The organism is Candidatus Seongchinamella marina (assembly GCF_026262685.1).
GTDB lineage: Bacteria > Pseudomonadota > Gammaproteobacteria > Pseudomonadales > Halieaceae > Halioglobus > Halioglobus marinus.
The window spans coordinates 939,340-963,743 of sequence record NZ_SHNP01000001.1 but is presented as its reverse complement, the minus strand read 5'-3'; the positions used below and the strand labels follow the sequence as shown (position 1 = coordinate 963,743).

The following is a 24,404-nucleotide window of genomic DNA, read 5'->3' as shown; positions in this document are numbered from 1 at the left end:
CGCAAACCTTGATCATTGATCAAAGAAGCGTCGTGCACCGCAATAATAGTTCCACTGGTGTAGGCGCCTGCCTCACTATTAAAGCAAACCGCAGTCCCTACCCTCCATTGACCGCAGCTGTCTTGCCCTTGAGACCAGACAAACGCTCCAAATCTACTGAATGGCATCATCCTGACGCCTGTTCTATTGTTGCAGCCATTCCAGCGCTCGAGCTACATCCGCTCTGCCCATGAGCTTCAGCTCCAAGAGCTGCAGTAAATCACCCTCCAGTGTTTCCCTGGCTGAGTCGGCCAACAGCTGGAACGGTCCCTTAGCCAGATGTGTACCGACACACCAGGCCCTGTCTATATCGCCTGGATCAGCAATTTCGTCAGCGGCTAATATCACCCCCTGCGCGATGAGGACTGCTTGCAGTATCCGTGACGCTGGCAGGTCGGAACAAGCGCGAACAAAGCCAGACTGCTGATAAGCTGGCTCTGGATAGCGATAAAAGCCAGATCCACTTTTCATGCCCAGCTTGCCATCAGCGACCATTAACTCGAGTGATTCCAGGATGTCGCTGCGAAAGGCCTGCAATGCGTCCCCTTTATCCCGGTGTTGCCAGGTGTCTCGCACCAGCGGTATACCAAAGAAATCGATCAGCCCCAGGGGGCCCATGTGCGCATCCAGGTGAGCCATCCACGCTGAATCAATTTCATCACGTGAGTAATCACCCCGCGTCCACAGCGCAAGTGACGTTCCTATCACCGGACCCAGCATGGCGTTAAGCAAATAACCCGGGTTTTCTTTGAGCAGTACCAGCGGCTCACCGCCAATACTAAGCACATAACGTTTCAGTACATCCAGAGTTTCCGCCGAAGTCCTGGCTCCCGGAACGATATCGATTAAGGCTGACCCCAGATGCGAGTGCATTGCCGCGAAGCGATCACCCCGGGCAACCACATCTTCAATATCGGACACCAGTAACCCTGATGAGTTTGATGTCAGTATGGTGCGTTCGGGACAACACTCGTCCAGCTCTGCATGCACCCGACGCTTAAGTTGCTTTTCCTCAAATACAGATTCACTGACAAGATCCGCGCCCTCTGTCGCATCACTCAGGTCAGCACTCACACGAGTCCTCGTGAGCGCCTGGTGCACGTCTGCTTCGCTGCAATAGCCGCCGCCAACAAGCATCATCGCCAGCTCTTGCTGAACTTCTGGTATACGTTCGAGACTATCAGTGCTGGCATCGTATAAAACTACCTGATAGCCAGAGACCGCGGCAGCCAAAGCGTTGTAACAGCCCATGGTGCCGGCGCCCACAAAACACACTGTTTTGATTTCAGGTATGGCCATAACGATGCCTAGCTAATCCTTCGCGGTAGTCGATCCAGCACCACAAGATTAGTCGAACCCCTGGCAACCGTTGCGGGCAGCCAGCTAAGGACTGGCAGATCGGCCAGCGCATTAACGATATGAAACTGGGTCGGGTTCTGCTCCCAGGTGAGGTGTTGCCATGCTGCACTGCCCTCTCCCACCCATGCTTCGTCAATGACATTCTCCGAGGGATATGTCGTTGCGTCATTTAGCGCCTGGCCAAAGCCACCGACAGCGGGCATATAACGCCACGCCATCGGATTGTCTTTGCCCTTGCGAGCCCGAGCATTGCCAACAACTTCCTCTGGAGTCGGCTCGCGCAGGTTTGTAATGTTCACATCAAGGAACTTGTGTCCAAAATGACCCGCGCTGGTGTGCCAGTGTCCATCTATTACGCTGTGCTCGGTAATATCGGCATACACCTTGGGTATGCCCTGCATCTCCCTGCCGGTGAGAATGGGATCGGCGAGATCCTCCCACATAATCAACGTGAAGTTGCCCTCCAGCGTTTCATCTTCGCCTTCAAACACTGCCGCAGCGTTGACCGCGACCAGGTTGTAGCCGTGCCCCGCAAGCCAATCAACTTGTCGATTACAGGCGTAGGTGATGGTGACCACTGGAATATCAGCCACGCGGTATGGCGCAGGGAGATATGCTGCCAGTGCCTCCCGCTCGGTAACAAAAGCCACCGTCATGCTGGTGACATCTCGATACCAACCACTGGACTTGGGAGAAAAGGGTCTGGGGCCGAAATGGGCAGGCATCATATAGCTGCCCTGAGGATCAAGTTTGAACATCTTGGCTTCCGCAGTTTTGTGGGTATGAATGCCGGCGAACTAATGGCCGGGGTGGGAATTCAAATCGGATGCTAGCAGTTTTTTTGGAGCCGACCCTGTCACCAAGGTGACTCCCTGCTTACTCAAACAGACTAATTTCTTCCTTCAACCGCTCAGGATCTGGAACAAGCAAGAAATCGTTACGAGTTTCCACCAGGCCACGCATGCTCCAGTCGCGAAATATTTTGTTGACGCGTTGCCGGGAACCCAGCGCCAAGCGAGCAAAATCGTTCTGACTTACCTTTATATCCAACAGAAAGCCCTCTTCCGTCTGCTGCCCATGTCCCTCCAACAGGTACAAAAGCCGACCTGCTACTCTTGCTTTTAGCGGGTAAAACAGAATGCCACCCACCAATTGATGCATATTACGGAGAGTCTGCATATTGTAATGAAACAGGTTTTTGTAAGTCAGCGGATGCAGCTCAGCAATCTCCAGGACCGCTTCCCGCGGAATAACCAGCAACTCGACAGCGTCAATGGCACTGGCTTCCAGCACCCTACCCTCGTCATTCAACAATCCCGGCTCACCGAACCAGGCCTCCGGCTCCCTTTCAATCAGCGCGAACTCCTGGCCATTGGGACTGTGCAGTGAAACCCGCACCCGCCCTTTGGTGATGCAATAGACCTCAGTCGTAGGGAAACCCTGGCGATAAATACACTCACCAGCATCAAGGTGCCGGCGCACACAAGCAGCCGCTAGCTTCCCCAACGCCTCTTCTGGCAAGCCTTCAAACCAGGGAGAGCGTGAAACGATGGCTTGAAAATCAATCTCGGTCATTGAGCATACGGTAGTCATTGATAAGGGGAATAATTCAAACTGGAACCCTGACTTGCTCGGTTCAAGCAAAGTCTGCCGGAACAGCACCCAATGCCAGATATTAGCAGGCAAACACGATAGGTAAAACCAAGTCGCCCCGATAGCTAAATCTAATTTTAACCAGTGTTCTTGATAGCCTATTATTATAACCTTCAATCATCGATCAGTGGAAATCATTATGAGCGCAATCGAAAAACTACCCAACGTGACTTTCAAAACTCGCGTGCACGACGAATCTGTCCTAGGGCCCAACCCTTATCGCTGGGAAGACAAATGTACCGATGATTTGTTTGCCGGCAAAAGGGTTGTAGTATTTTCGCTGCCGGGTGCATTCACCCCTACCTGCTCCTCTAACCACCTGCCCCGCTACGAGGCTTTGTTCGAAGAGTTTAAGGCACAGGGTGTAGATTCCATCATTTGTGTTTCAGTAAACGATGCTTTTGTCATGTTCCAGTGGGGCAAGCAAATCGGTAATGAGAATGTTGCCTTACTGCCCGACGGCAATGGCGAATTTACCCGTAAAATGGGGATGCTCGTTGACAAGTCCAACGTGGGGTTCGGCATGCGCTCCTGGCGTTATTCCATGCTGGTTAATGATCGCAAAATAGAAAAAATGTTTGTGGAGCCTGACTTCGCCGACAACTGCCCTACCGACCCCTTCGAAGTCTCTGACGCCGATACGATGCTGGCTTACATTAAAGGCACATACGCACCCGGTGTGAGCGACCCCAGCAAAGCTTTTAAGGGCTAAAACGACCTCCAGGGCTGTTCATTGGACAGCCCGATTATTCCCCCTAAGCTGAATCGCACACTCTGATTTCCGTTTAAGGGCTCGCACGAGATACCTCCGCCGCACCCTGATCATCGTGGGCAGCCGTCAAAGGAAACCGATACCCGGCGGACTGATTGTCGCGACGCAGTTTGCGCTACATCAGCGACCCGAAAGCTGCTACTGTTAGCGACCCTCACGCATACCTGCTGACTGTAAAGATTTTGAGCAACGCGACGACCAAAAATAATTCCGAACACACCCCCATGATGGTTCAGTTTCTGGCGATCAAAGCCGATCACCCACGGGACCTGCTGTTTTATCGTATGGGGGATTTCTATGAACTGTTTTACGACGACGCCAAGACCGCAGCTGAACTGCTGGACATCACCCTGACGGCCAGGGGAAAGTCCAATGGTGAGCCTATTCCCATGTGTGGCGTGCCCTACCACGCCGCAGAAAATTACCTGGCGAGACTGGTGAAGGCCGGTGTTTCGGTCGCGATTGCCGAACAAATAGGCGACCCTGCTACCAGCAAAGGGCCGGTTGAGCGCAAAGTAGTCCGGGTAGTCACACCCGGGACGCTATCCGACGAGGCGCTACTGGAAGAGCGCGTAGACAATCTGCTACTGGCTGTATCACAGCGCGGCGAAGATTACGGCATGGCCTATCTGGATTTGGCCAGCGGTCGATTTAGGGTATTGGAGGTGTCAGGCGACGAGGCCCTCACCGGCGAATTGCAAAGACTCGATCCGGCAGAGACGCTGTATTGCGACACCATTGGACATACCGCCATCACCAGCCGCCGGGGAGCCAGAGCCCAGCCGGAGTGGGAGTTTGACAATGAATCTGGCAGTCGAGCCCTCAATACCCAATTCCAGACTCACGACCTTCAGGGCTTCGGCTGCGATCGGCTGAAGCTTGCCATAGGAGCCGCCGGCTGCCTGCTGCAATACGTCAAGGACACCCAACGCTCCAGTCTTCCGCATATTCGCAGCATGAGCCATGAAAGCCGCGAGGCTAGCGTGATCCTGGACGCTGCTACCCGTCGCAATCTTGAGATCGATATCAATATGGCTGGCGGAGACACCAACACCCTCTATTCGGTTCTCGACAAAGGCGTTACTGCCATGGGCAGCCGCCTCCTGCGTCGCTGGCTACACCGGCCCCTTACCGATATCTCGACACTGGAAGCGAGACAGGATGCCATAGGCGCTCTATGTGCCAATTATCATTACGAAACCGTTCGTGACGCACTCAAGCCGATTGGCGACATGGAGCGCATTCTTACCCGGGTGGCACTGCGCAGTGCCCGGCCCCGAGACCTGACTCGACTACTTAGCTCAATTGCGGCCCTACCTCAATTGCGCTCAGAACTAGGACAGTGCTCGGCAACGCTGTTGAGCAAACTTGCTGACCAAGCGGGTGATTACCCCGACACGGTGGACTTGCTGCTGCGAGCCGTCATCGAAAACCCCCCAGTAGTGATCCGCGAGGGTGGTGTGATTGCCAATGGTTACGATGCTGAACTGGATGAACTGCGTAAAATTAGCACTGGCGCCACTGACTACCTGCTGGAAATAGAACAGCGGGAACGGGAGGCCACCGGGATATCAACTTTAAAGGTCGGCTATAACCGGGTGCATGGCTATTACATCGAAATAAGTCGCGCCCAATCGGATAAGGCACCCGCGGAATATATTCGACGCCAGACACTCAAAAATGCAGAGCGTTTTATCACCCCCGAACTCAAAGAATTTGAAGACAAGGCACTTTCCAGCAAGAGTCGAGCACTGGCTCGGGAAAAAGCACTTTATGAAGAGTTGATCGAGCGCCTCAACGAACAACTGGGCCAGCTGCAAGACACCGCAGCTGCTGTATCGGAAATCGATGTTCTGGCATGCCTGTCCGAGCGCGCCGACAGTTTAAGCTTATGCCGACCACAATTTGATCGCGAACAGGTCTTTGAAGTGAGCCAGGGTCGTCATTTAGTGGTGGAACAGGTGCTCGAAGAACCGTTCATTGCCAACGACACTCTGCTGGACGACTCGCGACGTATGTTGCTTATCACCGGCCCCAACATGGGTGGTAAGTCTACCTACATGCGACAAAACGCAGTCATTGCCCTACTCGCTCATATCGGTAGTTATGTTCCGGCGTCTGCGGCACGGCTAGCGCCCATGGATCGAATATTTACCCGTATCGGTTCATCAGACGACTTGGCGTCCGGTCGCTCTACGTTTATGGTAGAGATGACCGAAACTGCGAACATCTTGCACAATGCCACGCCACGGTCCCTGGTGTTAATGGATGAGGTAGGACGCGGCACCAGTACCTTTGACGGACTCAGCCTGGCGTGGGCAGCCGCTGTTGAGCTGGCACAGAACGTAAAAGCCTTCACCCTGTTTGCCACTCACTACTTTGAGTTGACTGCGCTTCCCGAGCAGTGCCCTACCATGGCCAACGTGCATCTGGACGCAACCGAGCATCAGGATCACGTGGTCTTCCTGCACCATATTCAGGATGGGCCCGCCAACCGCAGCTTCGGACTGCAAGTCGCCAAACTGGCAGGCATTCCGTCGCGAGTGTTGCAAGCAGCGGGGGATAAATTAAAAGCCCTGGAGAAAGCGAGGCCTGATGAGTCTCAAGCAGCGGACGCAGCGGTGAGCCAGAACCCAGGCAAAGATCCCGGGCCAGGCCTGGGAGCTGCGCCTTCACCTCAAGTGGATCTTTTCAACAGCCCTGCTCCCCACCCGGTTGTAAATGACCTGGAAGCGCTCGACCTAGACGACCTTAGCCCCAGGCAGGCGCTGGAAAAACTCTATGAGTTAAAGCGAAAACTCTAGGCCCGGAGCCCTTCAAATCAAGAAGCCTTGCGGGTAAACTATCGCGCGCTAGTTTGGAGCTGGATCGCTAGAGCCCGTTCGCGCACTATCGCTCCTGTCTCCGGCGGGGGCCATGAGACACTAAACCCACTGGATCCTAAATTGAAGCAAGGGTGGCAGTGAACAAGATTGCATAGAGGTTTGTAGAGAATGACATTTGTTGTTGGCGAAGATTGTATCAAGTGTAAGCACACGGATTGCGTGGAAGTCTGCCCGGTCGACTGTTTCTACGAAGGTCCCAACTTCCTGGTAATCCACCCGGACGAGTGTATCGACTGCGCACTGTGCGAACCGGAATGCCCCATAGACGCCATTTTCTCCGAGGACGAGTTGCCCGAAGACCAGCAAGTATTCCTGGAACTGAATGCTGAACTGGCAGAAGTTTGGCCTTGTATTACCGAAATGAAAGGACCCGCGCCGGATGCTGAGGAATGGGCCGGCAAACCGAATAAACTGGAACTGCTGGAACGCTGATTTTCGCTCTCGCCAACCTGCAGACAGCAAGTTGCAACTTTTTGCAAAGCAGCCTCTTTACGGCACTTAGCCGTCATCTGCCCTCAATAGCACAGCTGCCACCCGGGACTACTGCGATTACACCAGCAAACTCATTGGTCTCCAGCGAGTGCTATACCGGATGCACTCGCACCTTCAATTCTTCATAGCCATTCACAAAATTTGAGAGCACACGCCGCGGCTCTTCAATCACCTCCACATGACTAAATCTCTGCATGATTTCCTCCCACAGGATTCGAAGTTGCATCTCGGCGAGGCGATTCCCCATACAGCGATGTATGCCAAAACCGAACGCGATATGGTGCCGCGGGTTGTTCCGGTCAATGATGAAGTCATTAGGGTTATCAATGCTCCGCTCATCGCGATTGCCGGACATGTACCACATCACAACCTTGTCACCCTCTTTGATCTGCTGGCCATTCAGCTCCAGGTCGCGGGCAGCGCGCCGGCGCATGTGAGCCAAAGGCGTTTGCCAACGAATAATCTCAGACACCATTGAGGGAATCAGGCTTTGATCAGCACGCAGTTTGTCGTACTCACCCGGATTTTGGTTGAGTGCGAGCACGCCGCCGGTCGCTGAATTACGAGTGGTATCGTTACCCCCCACAATCAGCAATATCAAATTACCAAGATACTCCATGGGCTTATCGACAATATCTTCGGTATTGGGATCCTTCTGCAGCAGGGAAATAAGATCGAGGCTGCTGCGCTCGGTGCCTTTGCGCTCATGCCAGAGGCGAGTAAAAGTGGCCAGACAATCCATCAGCGCGGCTTGACGCTCTTCAGGGTCCGCCTCACCCCCTGAAACTTCAGGCGCGGCGGTTGCCATGTCAGACCAATAAGTCAACTTGGAACGCTCTTCAAAGGGAAAGTCAAAAAGCGTTGCCAACATTTGGGTGGTCAGATTAATAGAAACTTTCTCAACCCAATCAAAGGTTTCGCCCATCGGCAATTGGTCGAGAATATCAGCAACCCGTGAACGAATGAGTGCCTCCATCTGCGCCAAATTCTGCGGTGCTACTGCAGATTGCACAGCTTTGCGCTGCACGTCGTGTTTAGGCGGATCCATCGCGATAAACTGCTCTAACGGCATATCGTCATCAAGATCGCCGATAACGATTGTTGGCTCCGAAGAAAAGTCCTCAAAGTTGCTGTCTACCGCAACAATATCGGCAAAACGTGTCACCGACCAAAAAGGACCAAAGGGGCTTTCTGCCTGATAATGCACCGGAGACTCATCCCGCAGTCGGGCGAAATAGCCATGCCAGTTATTACGCTGGAACATTCGTGGATCGCTAAAGTCGATATCCTGCAATGCAGCGCTCAAAGGGTCGGGCTGTGCCGCTGACTGGCTCACACTATTCTCTCCTGTTGCATCAATTTACATCTGGTATTCAGGCATTCGCACGGTCATCCCGTCCATCGATTCGGTAATTTCTATTTGGCAGCTCAGTCGTGAGACCTCCTCCCGGTCGGGGCGCATGCACAACATGGCGTCTTCCAGGGAATTGGCTACCCCTGCTGCTTCTGACCAATCTTCATTGAGAAATACATGGCAGGTGCCGCAGGCACAGGCGCCGCCACAATCGGCGTCGATGCCAGGTACGCCATTATCGATGGCATTGAGCATCAGGGATTTACCAACGTCGGCATCGATAGTGTGGTTGGTGCCATTAAACTCAATCAGGGTGATCTTGGGCATTGCTGGACTCCTTAACATAAGTGGCGTCATTGTCTAATGATCACTCTCCTCATGAGGAGGTCATTTTTTGACACTAAGGGGTCATTAAAAGACAATAACCGTATGCAGCCAGACAGCGAACCTTATTTCATTCCCAGTAGTTACTCCCGCATTATCGCTAGGGAACTCGGCCTACTGGAGCGCGACCTCTCAAAACTTCTTGCTGGCACCGGTCTTGCGCCTGAGATTTTATTAGCGGGAGATGAATCCAGAATTACCGGGGAACAGCAGTTGCGAGTGATGCAAAACGCCAGAGTCCTTGGCAATGCGCCCGACTTTGGCTTAAGAATGGGCAGGCAGTTACAGCCTTCTGCACACGGTCCAATCGGCTATGTAGCGCTCTCTAGTCCTGACTTGTTGACCGCTCTAATGTCGCTCAGGGACTTTTTACCGATACGCATCCCTTTCGCCTACCTGACGGTTGAACAAGACGATAGATGGCTTACCTGTAAAGTTGATTATCGGTTGCGTGCAGACGCGACTCAATCACGTATGCTTTTAGAGTGTTTTGTACTGGTTTTACAGTCGCTTATTGAGTCATTTCTGGGAAGGAAGTTAACCGAAGCACTGATCAAGTTAAACTATGAATCCCCGGATTACGCTGCCAGCTATGGTGATTACATTCATTCACTGGTGCTCTTTAATCAGGAAGAAAACTGCCTGCAGATCCCGGTTGCAATGGGTGCAGAACTCAACCCTTCTGGTGAAACTGACTCTCACGCTGCTGCCAGGTCTTTATGTGCACGCCTGTTAGAAGAGGTTCCGGTAACCTCGTTATCCATGTCAGACAGAGTCAAACGGTACCTTCTGGCGCAGCCGGTCGGCAGCGTAAATGAAGAGGACGTGGCACGATCACTGTTCGTTTCCAAGCGAACGCTCGCCAGGCGTCTGCAACGAGAAGGCAGTGGCTATCGGCAAATACGCGATCAAATTCTTGCCACAATGTCCTCGCACCACTTGCGAGATTCCGGCCTCAGCGTTGAGTCCATTGCGGCGCTGTTGGGCTATCACGATAGCGCAAATTTTCGTCGGGCCTTTCGCCGCTGGCACGGTGTCTCTCCTCAGGAGTTTCGACAGCAATCAAAGCGTCAATAAAATAGCCTTCGAGCTTCCGCTCCCTTATATTGATATCTGGGAATTCGTTCACAGCAAAAGGTAATCAAAATGGATAATAAAATTATCGCATTGGTCGTTGCTATTTTTCTTCCGCCAGTGGCCGTATATCTAAAAAAAGGTATCGGTTCTGACCTCGTCATTAACATCGTACTGTGCTTGCTGATGTGGGTGCCCGGCGTACTCCACGCAATATGGCTGACAGTGCTTTAATGCTGAGCTCAGGGGATTTGCGAGGGCCGCGCAATGAGTACTAGCGACTCCGGCGGCTTTTTGCCCATTGACTGGCGTGTCGCCTTTGGTCTGAGCGTCACACTGCTGTGGATTAGCACCGGATTACTCTATCTTCTCCAGGTGGTTGGCTGGGGCAATTTCGTACACCTTCCTACTGCAGATATTGGCAGTTTCCTGGAAGGCGCTTTCGCTCCCCTGGCTTTTTTGTGGCTGGTGATCGGCCACTTCATGCAGCAAAAAGAAATAACGGCAAACACCAAAGCGATCTCCATTCAGGAACAAAGCGCCCGCCGACTTGAAGTGCACTCCCAGCGAGATTCTTATTTCAAGTTAAGCGAGCTAGTGCAGGAACAATTAGGCACTATTGCTGCCTTTCACTACATGTCTGTATGTGGGCCAACCGGTACAGAGGAAATTAGCGGGGAGGAATTCTCTGAACAGCGTCACCGCACTGCTACCGGCGACCATTCATGGTTTATACGCAAGATGATTTCACTGGCGGTCACTAACCGGAAAGACATGACGATACTGTGCGAAATTTTCTACGGTACTGATATCCGCGAGCGACACTCAGAAAACTTCGCCCGAACTTTCCGCAAACTGTTAAATAACGCTGCAGCTGTTGATACCGATGACATGGTGGTTGATGCCTTACTTAATGGTTCAGCGGCGGGTTTGCTTTTCCGAATCATCCAACATGTACACGGGGAAGAACAAATAGATGGGCTAATGGGCTTTCCAACCGTTAACGGGCCCCGGGTCTAATACTTTTCACGAGAGTGCTTTCGGCGGAAACGCCCGGGCTTGGTCGTCCACACCCACACACCGCTACTAGCCAGCAATATTAACAGCACTGCCACCATATCCATTCCTGCCGTTCCCAGCTTGCCAAAAAACCTACCGCTGTGCAGGTCCAGCAACATTTGTGTCAAGGACACTCCTTTGCCGAACGAAGCCTTCTCTAAAGCAGCATGAATTGTGTCCCCGTGCCGCCCGGGAACTGCCCAATCAACCGCATTGACCGCTTCGGTGGAGAGCGTAAATGTCAGGCTATTCAGGTCGACGGCATATGCACCATTATCGCTTTTTAACCAGAGTCCTGATGTGTTTATGCCGATTCCGGTAGGTGCTGCCTCAAGGTCATAGCCAATATCGATAGCCTCTATGAGTTCAGCAGCTGGTGTTATCAGCAGTAGGGTGTCGCCGCAGGCTGCAATTAACTCACCGGCAAACGAAACGGCACCGGCAAACGGCGTACCGCAGTAACCCAACTCCCTCCCCTGCACGTAGAGTGTGCTGGCCCCGTTATGGCTGACCCACATGTCACCGGCTTTGTAACTGGTGAACTCAATGCTGTCGCCACGATAAACTGATTGCAGTATTTGTGGCCCGGTAGTTTGATCAAGCCCCCAGTCGAACGAGTGATTAAGGGCAATACCCGACAGGGCCAGCCAAATCAACAACAGCGATACAGCCACGCCCAGGCGCCGATGCCAGCGCAGTAAAAACAGGCGTATCTGACGAAAGATTCTAGTGGGCATCAGCAGTTATCGCAGGCTCAAGACCGCGATCAAGATATACTGCCCAACGCACTACTTTCTGAACTGCATTCACAGACAGCGTCGCGCCGGTAATGCCGTCGATACGTCTATCCAATCGATTATTTTCATCGACCGTTGCTCCACTAAACTGTTCAGTAAAGTAAGGGTACTTGACCTCCCACCCGCGACTCTCCCTGAAAGCCAGAATACGAACCGTCTCCACCTGACCGGCATTCAGTCCAACACCGATGGTTATAGGTTTCTCTTTGCCTACTTCCTGCAAAATCCAGGCACTGCGCTTGCCCTCACGCCAATAGTGAACGCGAATTGGCGGCCGCCCAAGACCAATACTATTAACAGCTACCTGACGCTGCTCAGCACTAATCCACATTTTTTCAGCCGCTGGCACTGAGCTCCCAAACACCTGACTGAGAAACTCGTCAGTGCTCAAATAATCTTCTGCCGCCGCCAGCGGGACCAACACTGCAAACAGCAAAAAGCCCCTGCGTAAAAAACGCAGAGGCAGCTTCAGCCATTGACCGGGCATGCTCATCAGAACTGGTAGCCCACCCCGAGGTTAAAGCCATCTAATTCCTTGGCACCTCTTTTTTCAGCTTCCTGTTTTTGGAAATCCAGCTTGAACACCACGTTAGGATTCAGCCAATAGTTCACACCCAAATCCAATTGGGCAATACCACCGTCTACACTGGCCCCGTCCAGATTGTTCCATTCGTTGTAGCGGGCAAATACACCCCAGCTATCACTTATGCGCCAGCTTGGTTCGATGAACCAACCCGTTTGTTCACTGGCGCCCAGCTTGATAGCGTTGATCGCATCATCAATATCCCAGCGGGCATATAAAGCACGTAGTCCGAAATTGCCTGTCTGCCAGCTGACATGTGCTTCAAGCAGGGTGGCATCGATGGTCTCAGCTAGCATGTCCTGGTAAAGGTCTTCCTGATACTGAGCGGTAACTCCCAGCTCCAGGCCGGCAGCGCCGGTGTACTTCAAGCGACCGGTGTAAGCCAGTGCCTCAGCCTTGGCCTTGGCTAATTTTTGACGGCCATCGCGAATCTTGTATTCACCGTCTTCCAGTCCGAGGCCTGAGGTCACGGTGGCGTCGTAGCTAAAGCCTTGACCAAAGCGCCCTGTGACGGCCAAACCTCCTTCCCACCAGGTCGCAGGAATAATATTCTTCTCAACAGGGTTACGCTCTACCCCATAAAAGGTGGGCGGCTCGTGCGTTTCATTCATCAAACCGACAGGCATCAGGAACAAGCCCGCCTTCACGCTATGGTTGTTGAGGTAGTCGTGCTCTACATAAGCCTGTTCCAGTTCGACTTCGCCCGGCTTGCCGTCACCAGACAGTGAGTGTTCCAGCTCCAGCTCACTGAAGAAGCGCGTATTCTCGTTGAATTCGTGACCCAGGTAGAGAACAAAGCGGTGAAAATCTAATTCGGTTTTCTCACCATCACTGTTCTGATCTTCCAGATTGTTATAGTGCATTTCCCCATAACCGCCCAGCGTGGTATTACCTCCGGCATTACTGATGGGAGGCCTCATTTCGGCAACCTGTACCACTGCATCGGCAGTATCGTCCAGGCGCTCTTCAACCACTAAAAACTGGTTTTCTCGAATGGCAGCCTCAGCCTTCAGTGCTTCGATCTCCTGCTGCTGTTGCTGAATTAACTCCCACATCTCTTCCAGGTTGGGGGTTTGCGCGGCAGCGGTTGCACCAACACTGGCAGCGCTCAGCAGTAAAAATGTGGAGGCCTTGTAAAGGCTCGATTTGGTCATTGTGTCCCCTCTTACGTTGTAAATCAGATTGGCTCTCGCCAGCTGGGAAGGACTTTAGCCAAAGATTGATCTAAATGCAAATCATTCTTATTAAGAATTGTAATTAAGTTGAGGACTACCCTTCAGCCGGGCAAAGTCAGCGAGCGGCAGGGTCGGGCTTGTTGTGCTTAATACCCAGCGGCGTCAATTGCAGCGTAAGGGTTTTTTCGTCAATCAGGCCCTGCCGGAACAGCGCAACCAGAACTGTTTGAACAATGTGTTTGGCGCTCACCTCGAAGTAATCACGCAATTCCGGGCGTGTGCCACTGACCCCAAAGCCATCAGTGCCTAGCGCGGTGTAGGATGCAGGCATCCATTTGGCGATAGAACCTGCCAGACTCTTCTGGTAATCACTCATGGCTACGATTGGACCTGTCAGGTCACCAAAAATCTTCTGCAGATGGCAATCAGGGGCTGCTACCAGTGGATTCAGTCGAGCCTTGCGTTCACAGGACTCGGCTTCGCGTGCCAATTCTGTATAACTGGTGATACTCCATATAGCCGGAGCATAGCCAAGCGCTGACAACATAGAAGCGGCTTCAATCGCCTGCTGCATTAGTGCGCCACTGGCCAGCAAATCGACCGCCTGCCCCGCACCCTCGCGTGGCTGGAAACAATACGCGCCTCTGATTATGCCCTCCTGCACATGCTTGTGTGTTGGCATGGCTGGCATCCTCTGGTTTTCGTAAAACAGGGTAATGTAATAGAAAATATTATCGCCCTGCTGATACATGCGCCTTATTCCCTCACGAACAATAACCGCCAGTTCATAGGCAAAAGCAGGGTCGTAGCATTTGAGGTTGGGCAGCGTGCTGGCAATAACATGGGAGTGCCCATCTTCATGCTGCAGGCCTTCACCATTAAGCGTGGTACGCCCCGCCGTGCCACCCAATAAAAAACCCCGAGTCATCATATCGGCGCAGGCCCAGATCATATCGCCCACTCGCTGGAACCCAAACATAGAGTAAAAAATGTAGAAAGGGATGGTGGGCACACCGTGCACCGCGTAAGCGCTGCCTGCCGCCATGAACGAAGCCATCGCCCCTGTCTCGCAAATACCTTCTTGCAAAACCTGCCCGTCTACCGCTTCCCTGTAGGACAGCAGGGAGTCTGCATCCACAGGCGTATAGTTCTGGCCTTGTGGTGAAAAGATTCCTGCCACCTTGAATAAGGCGTCCATACCAAAAGTTCGAGCTTCGTCAGGCACTGTAGGAACAACATAACGCCCGATGGACTCATCCTTCATCAGTTGCGCCAACATACGCACCATGGCCATGGTCGTAGACGCCGATCGCTCACCTGTTCCCTCTATAAAACTCTGAAATAAACTCAGGTCTGGAGGCGACAGCTTAGGACAGTTTATCGAGCGCGCCGGCACAAACCCGCCCAGGCGCTGTCGCTGCTGTTGCAAGTAGCGCATTTCTTGACTGTCTTGGGCCGGCCGATAAAACTCGGCTCGCGCTATGGCTCCGTCATCCAGGGGAATGCCATAGGAGTGAGCACATTCGATACGTTCCTGGACGTTGAGATCCTTTTTCTGGTGAGCAGTATTCCTACCTTGTGCCGCCTGCCCCATGCCGTCGCCCTTCACCGTTTTAATCAGTATCACCGTGGGTTTATCACTGGCCTCACTGGCCATCTTGAACGCAGCATAGATTTTTTTGGGATCCTGCCCTCCCCGCTTTATCTGCTTGAGTTCCTCATCAGTCAGGGAGTTCATCATATGTTCCAATGCAGGGTCACCATGGACCCAGTGCTCGCGCTGTGCATCCCCATCTAATATCGAATAACGCTGGTAGTCGCCATCAACACATTCCTCCATGCGCCGTCGCAGTACGCCCTCACTGTCCATCGCCAGCAGGGCGTCCCAACCGCTACCCCAAATCACTTTAATCACGTTCCAGTCTGCACCGCGAAAAGATCGCTCCAGTTCCTGAATTATTTTGCCATTGCCCCGGACAGGACCATCAAGGCGCTGCAGATTGCAATTAACCACCAATACCAGGTTATCCAGTTTTTCACGCGCGGCGATATTGATTGTTCCCAACACCTCTGGCTCGTCGGATTCACCATCACCAATAAAGCACCAGAATTTACCGCCGCTATCAGGCTTTAGGCCGCGGTTCTCCAAATACTTGGCAAAGCGGGCCTGGTAAATTGCCGAGGGCGTTGAAAGCCCCATCGAAGCGTTAGGCATTTGCCAGAAGTTTGGCATTGATCGCGGGTGGGGATAGGAAGACAGCCCTCCCCCTGACTTGGTTTCCCGACGGAAGTTTTTCAGTTGTTGTTCGTCCAGGCGACCTTCGACAAATGCCCGGGCATAAATTCCAGGGGCCGCATGAGGTTGTGGCATTACCATGTCTCCGCCATAACCTTCTCTACGCGCGCGGAAAAAATGCTGAAAGCCGACCTCCAGCATTGTTGCTGCAGAGGCGTAGGTAGCAATATGGCCTCCCACCCCGGTATGATCGTCACAGAAGCGGTTGTGCGCGAAGCACGCGACAATCCCGAGTACTTTGAAAAATCGAGAAAAGCAATGAATAACCTGGTAGACACTGTCGATACCGTTGCACCTTTCCTTGTAGACGGTATCCTCAGTACCCATCGCAGTGGCACCATGGTTCGCTGGCTCACCGGCGGCAAAATGGCCCGGCGATTTGCAATGGGTATGATCCGCAAACGGCCAGACCAGTTCGAAGCTTTTGGGCTATAACATGGTAACGCGTTTCCTTGGCATTGATCTGAGTGATGGCGTCAAACGACATCACTTAATCGCTTACTTTTTTGCAGCATTTATCTCCTCAAGTTACGCTGGCGCCCTGGCAATGCTACAGCCTGGCTTGCTGCAGGTAATGGGCATTGAACGGTCAGCACAGGCAATGCTCACTGGCAATCTTTCGGCATTACAGGAAATCATCCTCATTTTATTCTTTGGTCCTGTGGGCGCACTGGCCGACCGCTATGGAAGAAAGCCGGTGTACATCTTTGGGCTACTAATGACCTCGCTGGGCTTCAGCCTCTACCCTCACGCCAATTCGATGACTACCCTGATTGCCTATCGAGTCATTGTTGCTTTCGGCAGCGCGGCAATGATAGGCATGATGGTCACCGTTATTGCCGACTACACTTGCGACAGTACGCGTGGCAAAGCCAACGGCTTACAGGCACTGATAGCGACGCTGGGGGCATTTTTACCTCCCGCCCTGGGAGCTCTTCCCCAGGTATTCGCCAACCAGGGTTACGACCAACTGGCAGCGCAACAAATGACATTTGGTATTGCCGGCAGCCTCGGCGTGTTTGGCGCCCTGGTAGTGCTTGTTGGCCTTGCGCCGCATGTTGGTAAGGTAAGCCATGAAACCGGTGAGTCGATTACCACCATGCTCCGTGAAGGGTGCAAGGCCTCGCGCGACCCGGGTATTGCGCTCTCTTACGGCGCAGCCTTCATATCCCGGGGCGACCTGGCTGTCACCGGTGCATTTCTGAGCCTCTGGCTGGTGCAGTACGGCACAGGCAATTTGGGCTTACAGCCCAGCGAGGCCATGTTCCAGCTGGCCGTCCCCAGAGTTATGGCGGTGGTGTCCGGTGCGCTAGTGGGGGCCCTCGTCATGGGCTACATTAACGACAAAGTCAGTCGCATCACCGCCGTTAGCATCGCCTCTGGACTGGCCGCGGCAGTGTACTTGTCTATTTTCCTGGTCAAGGACCCGACTGCGCCCTGGGTATTGGGCCTGCTCGCCATAATGGGTGTCGCCGAAATCAGTGCCTTCGTCAGCAGCCAGGCGCTGGTAGGAGAACGTGCAGCAGCCAACCGCAGAGGCGCGATCATCGGCTTGTTTGGCGTGGCAGGTGCCATTGGCATCTTGGTCGGCACTGCCGGTGGGGGCTGGCTATTTGCCAACTTCGGACCATCTACACCCTTCGTGCTTTTCGGTTGCCTCAATGCGGTAGTATTTTTCTGGTCGCTCAGGGTACGCTAACATCCTCAGGATAAGGCCTCGATTATTCTGCCCTTCTGTGCTCTGACAAAAGCCTCAACCGTATTTAATATTCGACCCACATCAAGCTGAGACTTTAACTTATTAGCTAGCTTCTGGTTTAATAGACAGCGTTCCGGGCACGCAAACTATATCGAAGACCACATATCGATACAGGATGACACAGCCAATAAATTAAGGACCTGATAAATATGGCGATAAACTGGTATCCAGGCCATATGCACAAAGCCAATAAAGAGATGACGAAAATTCTACCTGACGTAGATCTAGTCATTGAGCTTCTGGATTGTCGCCTTCCTTACAGCAGTCAGAACCCGGCCATTACCAAGCTGGCCCAAAATAAGCCCTGTATCAAAATACTCAGTAAGTCTGACCTGGCCGATCCTGAGATGACCGAACAATGGCAGGACTATTTCGAACGCGTCAAGTCGGTAAAAACCTTGCTCACTACGCTGGACCAGCCTGAAACAATACAAAGGCTGATGAGTTTGGTACGCGAGCTGGTTCCGCATAAATCAAAATCGCGTACTCACGTCCTGGCCATGATCACGGGCATTCCCAATGTTGGAAAATCCAGTCTCATTAATATCCTCGCAGGTCGCAAAGTGGCAAAAACCGGTAACGAGCCAGCCATCACCAAAGGCTTGCAGCGAATTCGCATTCAGGATGAACTTATATTACTCGACACGCCCGGGATTTTATGGCCGAAGATTCACAACGAAAACAGTGGCTACAGACTCGCAGTTTCGGGCGCGATAAGAGATACGGCGACGGAAGTAGAAGACCTCGCCTTCTATTTGACGGCTTATTTGCTTGAATATCACCCCGGCCTACTGGTGGATCGTTACAATCTTGACGCCATCCCCAAAAGCGATGTCGAGTTTCTGGAAGAGTTGGGCGCCCGGCGCGGCTGCTTAAGAGCCGGTGGGCATGTAGACCTGGAAAAAGTTTCCAGCATTCTGGTCAATGAATTTCGTTCAGGAACTTTAGGACGAATCAGTTTGGAAACTCCCGATATGATTCTGGCCGAAGAAAAAATCGTAAAGGCGAAGCAGGATATTGAGGCTGCAAAGCAAGAGCAGAAAAAGCGCAACAAGCAATCATCCCGGGGCTCGAGAAAGAAAAACCAGTCTTAGTCGATTGCAACTCACCCGCTACTGACGCGCGAGACGCCCTGGCAACACTATACGAGAAGTTAGCACCTAAACACGGCGATGGTATTAATTGTCGCTAAGCTGCTCGGCGAGCCTATTTTTCACTTCAATCCACTGCGACATGTATTGAGTGCTCTTGTGTTGATGATGGCGCAACATGGCACCAGTAAAATTCTGCAGCCGATGATCGTCTAGTTGTCCCTGTAACAGCGTAATACGATTGAATAAACTCCGGTTGTGAATTTGCTGATCAAAGCGCTGGCGAACAATGCAATAACCGTTCCTTTGTGCGACTGCCCACTGCTCTTCATCCTGGTGAAGTGCCACCGCCTCGCTGGCAATCCCAAATGGACAATCACTGACTGCACCAGCAAATGAGAGGTTACCGGCCATACCTTCAGCACCTATGGAAGTTGTGATACTCGGCGTTCCACAAAGCATTGCCTCCGCCAACTTGCCTTTAAGCCCTGCCCCGAAACGCAAAGGGGCCAGGTTTACGCGAGCAGATTGCATCACTGTTCTGGCATCGCTAGCCCAACCCATAATATGAAAGCCCTGCTCCGGATTGTGTAACGCAGTGGCCTTAGGTGGGGTATACGCTCCATAGATTCGACACTGGGCGCCAGGAAGCAACAGCCGAATTTCCGGCCAGATCGCTTCTTTTAGCCAACGTACTGCGTCCCAGTTTGGCGGGTGCCTGTAATTTCCTATCGCGATAAAACCGTCACGATCTTCCAGTGGCGGCCTTGTCTGAGCGATCGCCTCGGGTGAAAAGCACAATGGATAATACTGCAACAATGACGGAGCAACTTTAAAAAGTTCTGTGAGCAACTGTAACTCCACTTCCGACACTATCAGAGATAAGTCGCAGCGCAAGATGCTGGCAACTTCACGCTGTGCCAGTTCCGAAAATAATAGCGAGGGGCTCAACAACGGATTAATAAGGCCGGTATCTTTGAACGCCTGCTGACGAGCGTGGCGCAAGCAAAACAGGTCTTCTGTATCAAGCACGCGCAGCGCTTGCGGACAGCTCTTTTCGACCCGCCAGCCGAACTGCTCTTCAGTCATAAAGCGATCAAATAAAACAACACTGGGTTGCAACTGCTCGACAAATTTGTCAAAGCTGCTGCTATTGAGCACAATATCGACGCAGGTGACATTGTGGCTTTTAAGATCATCCATCTGCTCGTTGCGCGCCGCCGCGCTGGCAAATGTAATCTCCCAACCCTGGCTAATGAATGCATGCAGTATCGACAGCATGTGTGAGCCAGCAGCAGTAGACAGAGATTCAGGCCAGACGTAGCCGATGACAAGCAATTGGGACATGCAAAGACGCTGTTTTGAGGGAGTCGCCGCCAGGCGCACCCGATTTTAGAGTAAGAGCAAGATTGTCCTACGTTCGCAGGTCACTGACAATAAGGCGTTATCACCCTTATGGTGCTCCTGCCTGCAACAGCTTCGGCGTCTTGTGCATAATTTTCTTCTATCCGCGTTTGGGACTCCAATTGTTAAGTTTTTTCCCGAAGGCTTGTCCGTCAGACATCTTGCGCTTTACTATCATGGAAACTTTCAGAAGGAGCTGCCCTTGACGCGTAAACAACTGCTGACACTGCATATGTACCTGGCAGCTTTCTTTGCACCCGCAGTTTTCCTGGTCGCCATATCTGGCGGCCTCTATCTCGCCGGCATCAAAGGCTCAGTCGAGCAAGATACTATCTACAGCAGCGAGGACGTGGCTATAAGCGCTGACTCCAGCACGCTTAAAGCCGATGTGACAGCCTTGCTTGTGAATGCCGGTGTTGAGTCCTACGACTACGAATATATCAAAGTGAAAGGCAACAGCCTTTACACGCGTCCCACCTCCAAGGATTACTATGTAATCGAGCTACTACAGACAGGCGTTGAGGTCGTTCATGTAAGACCTAACCTGCAAAGCCGATTGATGGAACTTCATAAAGGTCACGGCCCATCTGCATTCAAGATCTTTCAAACCGCCTTTTCGGTCGGGCTTCTGTTCGTCATTATCAGTGGCTTGTTCTTGGGAGTGTCCGCCGCACGGCTTCGCCGGCCCACACTGCTGACTGTCTCGGCCGGTGCGCTGATTTTTGCTATGCTGCTTTTTTAAATCAAGAACCACTAGCTCAACAATAAAGCGGCGTCGATGGGAACAAATCGACTTGCTGCTGAGATGAGTATGTCCGATGTGAGAGCAGGCACCCCGTAGACCTCGCAGTTGGTGTCAAAACGCCGTTTTATTCGATCGAGCAGCAACCCAAAGTCACCGTCGCCCGTAAGCAACACCACAGTGTCACACTGCTGTGCAGCTTCGTAGACGTCCAGGGCTATACCAATATCCCAGTCGGCTTTGGTACTACCGTCGCGTCGCTTGAGTACAGGTTTGAGCTTTACCGTAAAACCTATCGCATGCAAGATGCTCTGGAACTGCATTTGTTTGGCGTCACCGCGATCAGTCGCATAGGCGTAGGCTCCAACCAACTCACGATTTTGAGTGACCTCTGCCCAGAACTTATTGTAATCAAAATTGCGACCGTAGGTTTGACGGCAAGTGTAGTAAATGTTCTGCACGTCTACGAAAATAGTGATCTTTTCCACATTACCCCCCGTCAGGCAGTTGCTTGAGCAGCGCAAGTTTACGCGAGCTCACGCAAAATACGAGAGGATACTGCTCGCGACGCTGCGAAAGTTCTGAAGTTCGCACACCCCCCAGCAGATCGGCCATCTTGAGCCTTTCTACTCCATCTGGCATGCGCTAAACTTTTCGGACACGAAAAGACAGTGAGTCACCAATGAAGCCATATTCTCGATGGGTTGCCCTGGCAGCGATGTTTTTTGCAGGCTTTGCCCGTGCCGAAACCGCCGATCTCAATGCCGTGCACCTGATAAAGCAGGAGGCCTATTTTCATTCCCAGGTGATGGACTATATACACCTCATTGCAGATGAGCACGGATCTCGCATGGCGGGTTCTCCGAGCTACCGAAGTGCCGCCGACAAAGCGGTTGCGGCTTTCAAAGAGGCCGGAATCGAACAAGTCGAGGTGGAAGCCTGGGGCAAATTTGGACGCGGCTGGGACTGGTCCAGGGTGCATGTGCAAATGAAAACTCCACAAGAGACCACCTTGAGTGCCTATCCCGCTGACCTTGCTCCCGGGACTGATGGACCGGTATCAGGCGAGGTCGTGTTCGCACCGCTCTGGGACCACCCCAGTATGGCGTCGGTGAACGATGATATTGAAAAAACGGCGCATCAGATTGAACGCTGGAAAAGTAAGTATCGTGGTCAACTAGAGGGAAAGATCGTGATGCTGGATCATCCTCACTCGTTCAAAATACCGGCAGAGCCCGAGACCTATCGTCTGGGAGAACAAGAAATTGCCTCTGGGGTTGCCAACGATTATGACATGCCCCTAAAACCCGGCCGGGTGCCCACACTGGAATGGCCAATGCTGGCCTATCCCATTGACAAAGAAGAGAGCTCTCAGGTGTGGAACGTCATTCCTATCGAGTTCGCTGCAGATCGCTGGCGCCTCGATGCTCGAATTATGTCCCGTATGGGGCAGTTTCTCGTTGAGGAAGGAGTGGGCGCCGCTCTTGTATCAGGCGGCGCTGGCATCGCCGGAGTCATAATGCACAGCGACTATGGTTCGCCCTATTCGGGCGATTCGCTACCACCACCCTCTGTCGCTCTCATGCCGGAACACTACAATCGAATTCACCGACTCCTAAACCGCGATGTCCCGGTGACAGTGGAAGTGGACGTCGATGCAGAAATTTATGAAGACGTCGATGGTCTTAATATCATTGCAGAATTGCCGGGCACTGACCGTAGAAATGAAGTGGTAATGTTGGGAGCGCATTTTGACTCATGGCACGGCGCTACTGGCGCTACTGATAATGCTGCAGGCAGTGCGATAGTCATGGAAGCAATGCGCATTTTGAAAAAGCTTAAGCTACCTATGAAGCGTACCGTCAGAGCCGCGCTTTGGGGTGAAGAGGAAACCTGTTTTTGTGGCTCCCGTGGTTACGTGAAAGACCATTTCGCCGACCCCATCACAATGAAACTCAAACCCGAGCACAACAAGCTCTCAGTCTATTTCAACCTTGACGGTGGCGGCGGAAAGATCCGCGGTATTTATCTGCAACAAAATGATATGGCGCGACCTGTCCTGGAGGCTTGGCTAGCGCCCTTCGCTGATCAGGAGGTCGACATGTTCACCATCACCAACACGACCGGCACGGATCACTTGTCCTTCGATGCAGTGGGTTTACCGGGATTTTCTTTTGTCCAAGATTCCCTGGATTACTACGTGAACACTCATCACAGCAACGTGGATCACGCCGACCACTTAATACCGGGAGACTTGATGCAAGCCGCGGCTGTGATGGCAACAGCTGTATACCATGCTGCCAACAGCGACGAATTGATGCCCCGTAAAACGCTGCCCCGTTCATTGCCACCGAAAAACAAGCTACCCGATATACTGCAATAATGAGAGCTCAGTCTTGCTTATGGAGTTTGCAGCCTGAATGAATAACAGGGACTTGGTAGACGCCATCAACCAGGTGATGCCCTATGGCAAATATAAGGGCCGACCACTGCTTACCTTACCCGAACCCTATTTGGTCTGGTACCACGCCAAGGGATTTCCCCAGGGTAAGTTGGGCAGCCAAATGGCGTTAATCTATGAAGTTAAACTTAACGGCTTGGAAGGAATGCTGGAGCATTTTTTGAAGGACAATAAAGCCAAGCAGCGGCCTTAGGGACTATTCGCCTGCAGGTGTTGCTAACGTCATGAACTCCTGGCGGGCGCCAGGCAGCGCTGCAGACCTATCGACTTGGGCAATATACTTGGTTTTACGCCCTACTCTATAGCCAGATCGGGTGCCGCAGACTCGTTGTGCCAGAGGATCGGGTCACGGTCAATTCCGCCATAAACAAAAGCAGGATGACTCCCCCGGCCGAAGCCGGACTCTCGCCCTGATCGACCTTGCGAATTCGAGCTATCACGCTCGTCACTGTCTACCACCGCCCAGCTGGGAGATGTTCTATCCAACCCGCCATGGGTAAACGCCGCGCTCATACTCTTTCACCTACCTTTCTTCTTCGCAACTGATTCTTGGTGCGCAACTCTCTGTGAACCTGATCAAGTGTTGGCACCTCTGCTGGGGTCCTGAAACCTTCAGCGGCAATACGTTCGTACACTTCTTCTCTATGCACTTCTACTTCACGAGGCGCACTAACTCCGATTCGGATTTGTTGGCCTTTGATCTCCAACACAGTGACGACTACGTCGTCTCCTATGATCAGGGATTCCCCTACTTTTCGCGACAGTACTAACATAATGGACTCCGTTCGTTTTTGTTAATCACAGGCGATTCGGCAATACTCCGAATTCTTCCCACTGCTTATGCTCTTGCACAAAGTGTGCCATCAAAGAAACCTTTATAATTCAAGGTGATTAAGAGGCCCTGGCGCTCCATGTGAGCTCTGCCTCGCAACCCAAATCTCATATTAAGTTGCATTTTGCAATTCATTCTGAGGGGGTTCGATGGGTCACTCATCAAACTGGCAACGGCAGGAGCACAGTTACAT

Annotated in this window: 25 protein-coding genes; 12 read left to right on the top strand and 13 right to left on the bottom strand. The window is 52.5% G+C overall.

Annotated features, from left to right (window positions below; genetic code table 11):
* Nucleotides 1–183: 183 nt before the first annotated feature.
* The 3 genes from EYC87_RS04340 to EYC87_RS04330 form a co-directional block, all read right to left on the bottom strand.
* Nucleotides 184–1,338, bottom strand: coding sequence for a 3-hydroxyacyl-CoA dehydrogenase NAD-binding domain-containing protein (locus EYC87_RS04340; RefSeq protein ID WP_279251770.1), 1,155 nt, complete (start codon nucleotides 1,336–1,338; stop codon nucleotides 184–186).
* An 8-nt stretch (nucleotides 1,339–1,346) separates the two neighbouring features.
* Nucleotides 1,347–2,156 (bottom strand): acetoacetate decarboxylase family protein, encoded by an 810-nt coding sequence (locus EYC87_RS04335; protein ID WP_279251769.1) that lies wholly within the window; start codon nucleotides 2,154–2,156, stop codon nucleotides 1,347–1,349.
* Nucleotides 2,157–2,274: 118 nt separating this feature from the next.
* Nucleotides 2,275–2,973, bottom strand: coding sequence for a Crp/Fnr family transcriptional regulator (locus EYC87_RS04330; protein ID WP_279251768.1), 699 nt, complete (start codon nucleotides 2,971–2,973; stop codon nucleotides 2,275–2,277).
* 217 nt (nucleotides 2,974–3,190) lie between these two features.
* On the opposite strand from EYC87_RS04330, the gene EYC87_RS04325 reads away from it, so the two are divergent.
* The 3 genes from EYC87_RS04325 to fdxA all read left to right on the top strand — a co-directional run bounded on the left by EYC87_RS04325 (nucleotide 3,191) and on the right by fdxA (nucleotide 7,140).
* Nucleotides 3,191–3,763 carry a peroxiredoxin gene (locus tag EYC87_RS04325; RefSeq protein WP_279251767.1) on the top strand — a complete coding sequence of 191 codons (573 nt, stop codon included), beginning with the start codon at nucleotides 3,191–3,193 and terminating at the stop codon, nucleotides 3,761–3,763.
* A gap of 284 nt (nucleotides 3,764–4,047) precedes the next feature.
* On the top strand, nucleotides 4,048–6,627 hold the full coding sequence (mutS, locus tag EYC87_RS04320; protein WP_279251904.1) for a DNA mismatch repair protein MutS: 2,580 nt from the start codon (nucleotides 4,048–4,050) through the stop codon (nucleotides 6,625–6,627).
* Between the two features lie 189 nt (nucleotides 6,628–6,816).
* Nucleotides 6,817–7,140 carry a ferredoxin FdxA gene (gene fdxA, locus EYC87_RS04315; protein ID WP_279251766.1) on the top strand — a complete coding sequence of 108 codons (324 nt, stop codon included), beginning with the start codon at nucleotides 6,817–6,819 and terminating at the stop codon, nucleotides 7,138–7,140.
* A 151-nt stretch (nucleotides 7,141–7,291) separates the two neighbouring features.
* Here fdxA and EYC87_RS04310 read toward each other — a convergent pair whose 3' ends face one another.
* Nucleotides 7,292–8,536, bottom strand: coding sequence for a cytochrome P450 (locus EYC87_RS04310; protein WP_279251765.1), 1,245 nt, complete (start codon nucleotides 8,534–8,536; stop codon nucleotides 7,292–7,294).
* 24 nt (nucleotides 8,537–8,560) lie between these two features.
* Entirely contained in the window at nucleotides 8,561–8,881 is a 321-nt protein-coding gene (locus EYC87_RS04305) for a 2Fe-2S iron-sulfur cluster-binding protein (protein ID WP_279251764.1), read from the bottom strand.
* Between the two features lie 102 nt (nucleotides 8,882–8,983).
* Between EYC87_RS04305 and EYC87_RS04300 the strand changes: the two genes are divergently transcribed.
* The 3 genes from EYC87_RS04300 (at nucleotide 8,984) to EYC87_RS04290 (ending at nucleotide 11,032) form a co-directional block, all read left to right on the top strand.
* Nucleotides 8,984–10,015, top strand: coding sequence for an AraC family transcriptional regulator (locus tag EYC87_RS04300; RefSeq protein ID WP_279251763.1), 1,032 nt, complete (start codon nucleotides 8,984–8,986; stop codon nucleotides 10,013–10,015).
* Between the two features lie 69 nt (nucleotides 10,016–10,084).
* Nucleotides 10,085–10,246, top strand: a complete 162-nt coding sequence (locus tag EYC87_RS04295; RefSeq protein WP_279251762.1) for a YqaE/Pmp3 family membrane protein — start codon at nucleotides 10,085–10,087, stop codon at nucleotides 10,244–10,246.
* A 33-nt stretch (nucleotides 10,247–10,279) separates the two neighbouring features.
* Nucleotides 10,280–11,032 carry a hypothetical protein gene (locus EYC87_RS04290; RefSeq protein ID WP_279251761.1) on the top strand — a complete coding sequence of 251 codons (753 nt, stop codon included), beginning with the start codon at nucleotides 10,280–10,282 and terminating at the stop codon, nucleotides 11,030–11,032.
* On the opposite strand, the gene EYC87_RS04285 is transcribed toward EYC87_RS04290, so the two are convergent.
* From EYC87_RS04285 to aceE, 4 genes are all read right to left on the bottom strand, one after another.
* Nucleotides 11,029–11,808 (bottom strand): PepSY domain-containing protein, encoded by a 780-nt coding sequence (locus tag EYC87_RS04285; protein WP_279251760.1) that lies wholly within the window; start codon nucleotides 11,806–11,808, stop codon nucleotides 11,029–11,031. The two genes, EYC87_RS04290 and EYC87_RS04285, sit on opposite strands and share 4 nt — an antisense overlap.
* On the bottom strand, nucleotides 11,798–12,361 hold the full coding sequence (locus tag EYC87_RS04280) for an FMN-binding protein (protein WP_279251759.1): 564 nt from the start codon (nucleotides 12,359–12,361) through the stop codon (nucleotides 11,798–11,800). The genes EYC87_RS04285 and EYC87_RS04280 overlap by 11 nt, the downstream gene beginning before the upstream one ends.
* Entirely contained in the window at nucleotides 12,361–13,605 is a 1,245-nt protein-coding gene (locus tag EYC87_RS04275) for a porin (protein WP_279251758.1), read from the bottom strand. Before EYC87_RS04275 ends, EYC87_RS04280 begins: the two co-directional genes overlap by 1 nt.
* A gap of 136 nt (nucleotides 13,606–13,741) precedes the next feature.
* On the bottom strand, nucleotides 13,742–16,063 hold the full coding sequence (gene aceE, locus EYC87_RS04270) for a pyruvate dehydrogenase (acetyl-transferring), homodimeric type (RefSeq protein WP_279251903.1): 2,322 nt from the start codon (nucleotides 16,061–16,063) through the stop codon (nucleotides 13,742–13,744).
* Nucleotides 16,064–16,090: 27 nt separating this feature from the next.
* On the opposite strand from aceE, the gene EYC87_RS04265 reads away from it, so the two are divergent.
* The 3 genes from EYC87_RS04265 to ylqF all read left to right on the top strand — a co-directional run bounded on the left by EYC87_RS04265 (nucleotide 16,091) and on the right by ylqF (nucleotide 18,775).
* A complete protein-coding gene (locus tag EYC87_RS04265) occupies nucleotides 16,091–16,357 on the top strand; it encodes a hypothetical protein (RefSeq protein ID WP_279251757.1) in 267 nt (88 codons plus the stop codon).
* A 1-nt stretch (nucleotide 16,358) separates the two neighbouring features.
* Complete coding sequence (locus tag EYC87_RS04260; protein WP_279251756.1) at nucleotides 16,359–17,621, top strand: MFS transporter; 1,263 nt, start codon at nucleotides 16,359–16,361, stop codon at nucleotides 17,619–17,621.
* A 209-nt stretch (nucleotides 17,622–17,830) separates the two neighbouring features.
* Complete coding sequence (gene ylqF, locus EYC87_RS04255; RefSeq protein WP_279251755.1) at nucleotides 17,831–18,775, top strand: ribosome biogenesis GTPase YlqF; 945 nt, start codon at nucleotides 17,831–17,833, stop codon at nucleotides 18,773–18,775.
* Nucleotides 18,776–18,859: 84 nt separating this feature from the next.
* Here the strand turns inward: ylqF and EYC87_RS04250 are convergent, their stop codons facing one another.
* A complete protein-coding gene (locus EYC87_RS04250) occupies nucleotides 18,860–20,119 on the bottom strand; it encodes a glycosyltransferase (RefSeq protein WP_279251754.1) in 1,260 nt (419 codons plus the stop codon).
* 259 nt (nucleotides 20,120–20,378) lie between these two features.
* On the opposite strand from EYC87_RS04250, the gene EYC87_RS04245 reads away from it, so the two are divergent.
* A complete protein-coding gene (locus EYC87_RS04245) occupies nucleotides 20,379–20,918 on the top strand; it encodes a PepSY-associated TM helix domain-containing protein (protein WP_279251753.1) in 540 nt (179 codons plus the stop codon).
* Nucleotides 20,919–20,929: 11 nt separating this feature from the next.
* Here the strand turns inward: EYC87_RS04245 and EYC87_RS04240 are convergent, their stop codons facing one another.
* On the bottom strand, nucleotides 20,930–21,406 hold the full coding sequence (locus EYC87_RS04240; protein WP_040541292.1) for a LabA-like NYN domain-containing protein: 477 nt from the start codon (nucleotides 21,404–21,406) through the stop codon (nucleotides 20,930–20,932).
* Nucleotides 21,407–21,600: 194 nt separating this feature from the next.
* On the opposite strand from EYC87_RS04240, the gene EYC87_RS04235 reads away from it, so the two are divergent.
* Together EYC87_RS04235 and EYC87_RS04230 are read left to right on the top strand one after the other, a co-directional pair.
* Complete coding sequence (locus EYC87_RS04235) at nucleotides 21,601–23,301, top strand: M28 family peptidase (RefSeq protein WP_279251752.1); 1,701 nt, start codon at nucleotides 21,601–21,603, stop codon at nucleotides 23,299–23,301.
* A gap of 37 nt (nucleotides 23,302–23,338) precedes the next feature.
* The gene (locus EYC87_RS04230; protein ID WP_279251751.1) at nucleotides 23,339–23,572 is read left to right on the top strand and encodes a DUF3820 family protein; all 234 of its coding nucleotides are present in this window, start codon (nucleotides 23,339–23,341) and stop codon (nucleotides 23,570–23,572) included.
* Nucleotides 23,573–23,673: 101 nt separating this feature from the next.
* On the opposite strand, the gene EYC87_RS04225 is transcribed toward EYC87_RS04230, so the two are convergent.
* On the bottom strand, nucleotides 23,674–23,892 hold the full coding sequence (locus EYC87_RS04225; protein ID WP_279251750.1) for a hypothetical protein: 219 nt from the start codon (nucleotides 23,890–23,892) through the stop codon (nucleotides 23,674–23,676).
* On the bottom strand, nucleotides 23,889–24,152 hold the full coding sequence (csrA, locus tag EYC87_RS04220; protein ID WP_279251749.1) for a carbon storage regulator CsrA: 264 nt from the start codon (nucleotides 24,150–24,152) through the stop codon (nucleotides 23,889–23,891). Before csrA ends, EYC87_RS04225 begins: the two co-directional genes overlap by 4 nt.
* Between the last annotated feature and the right edge of the window lie 252 nt (nucleotides 24,153–24,404).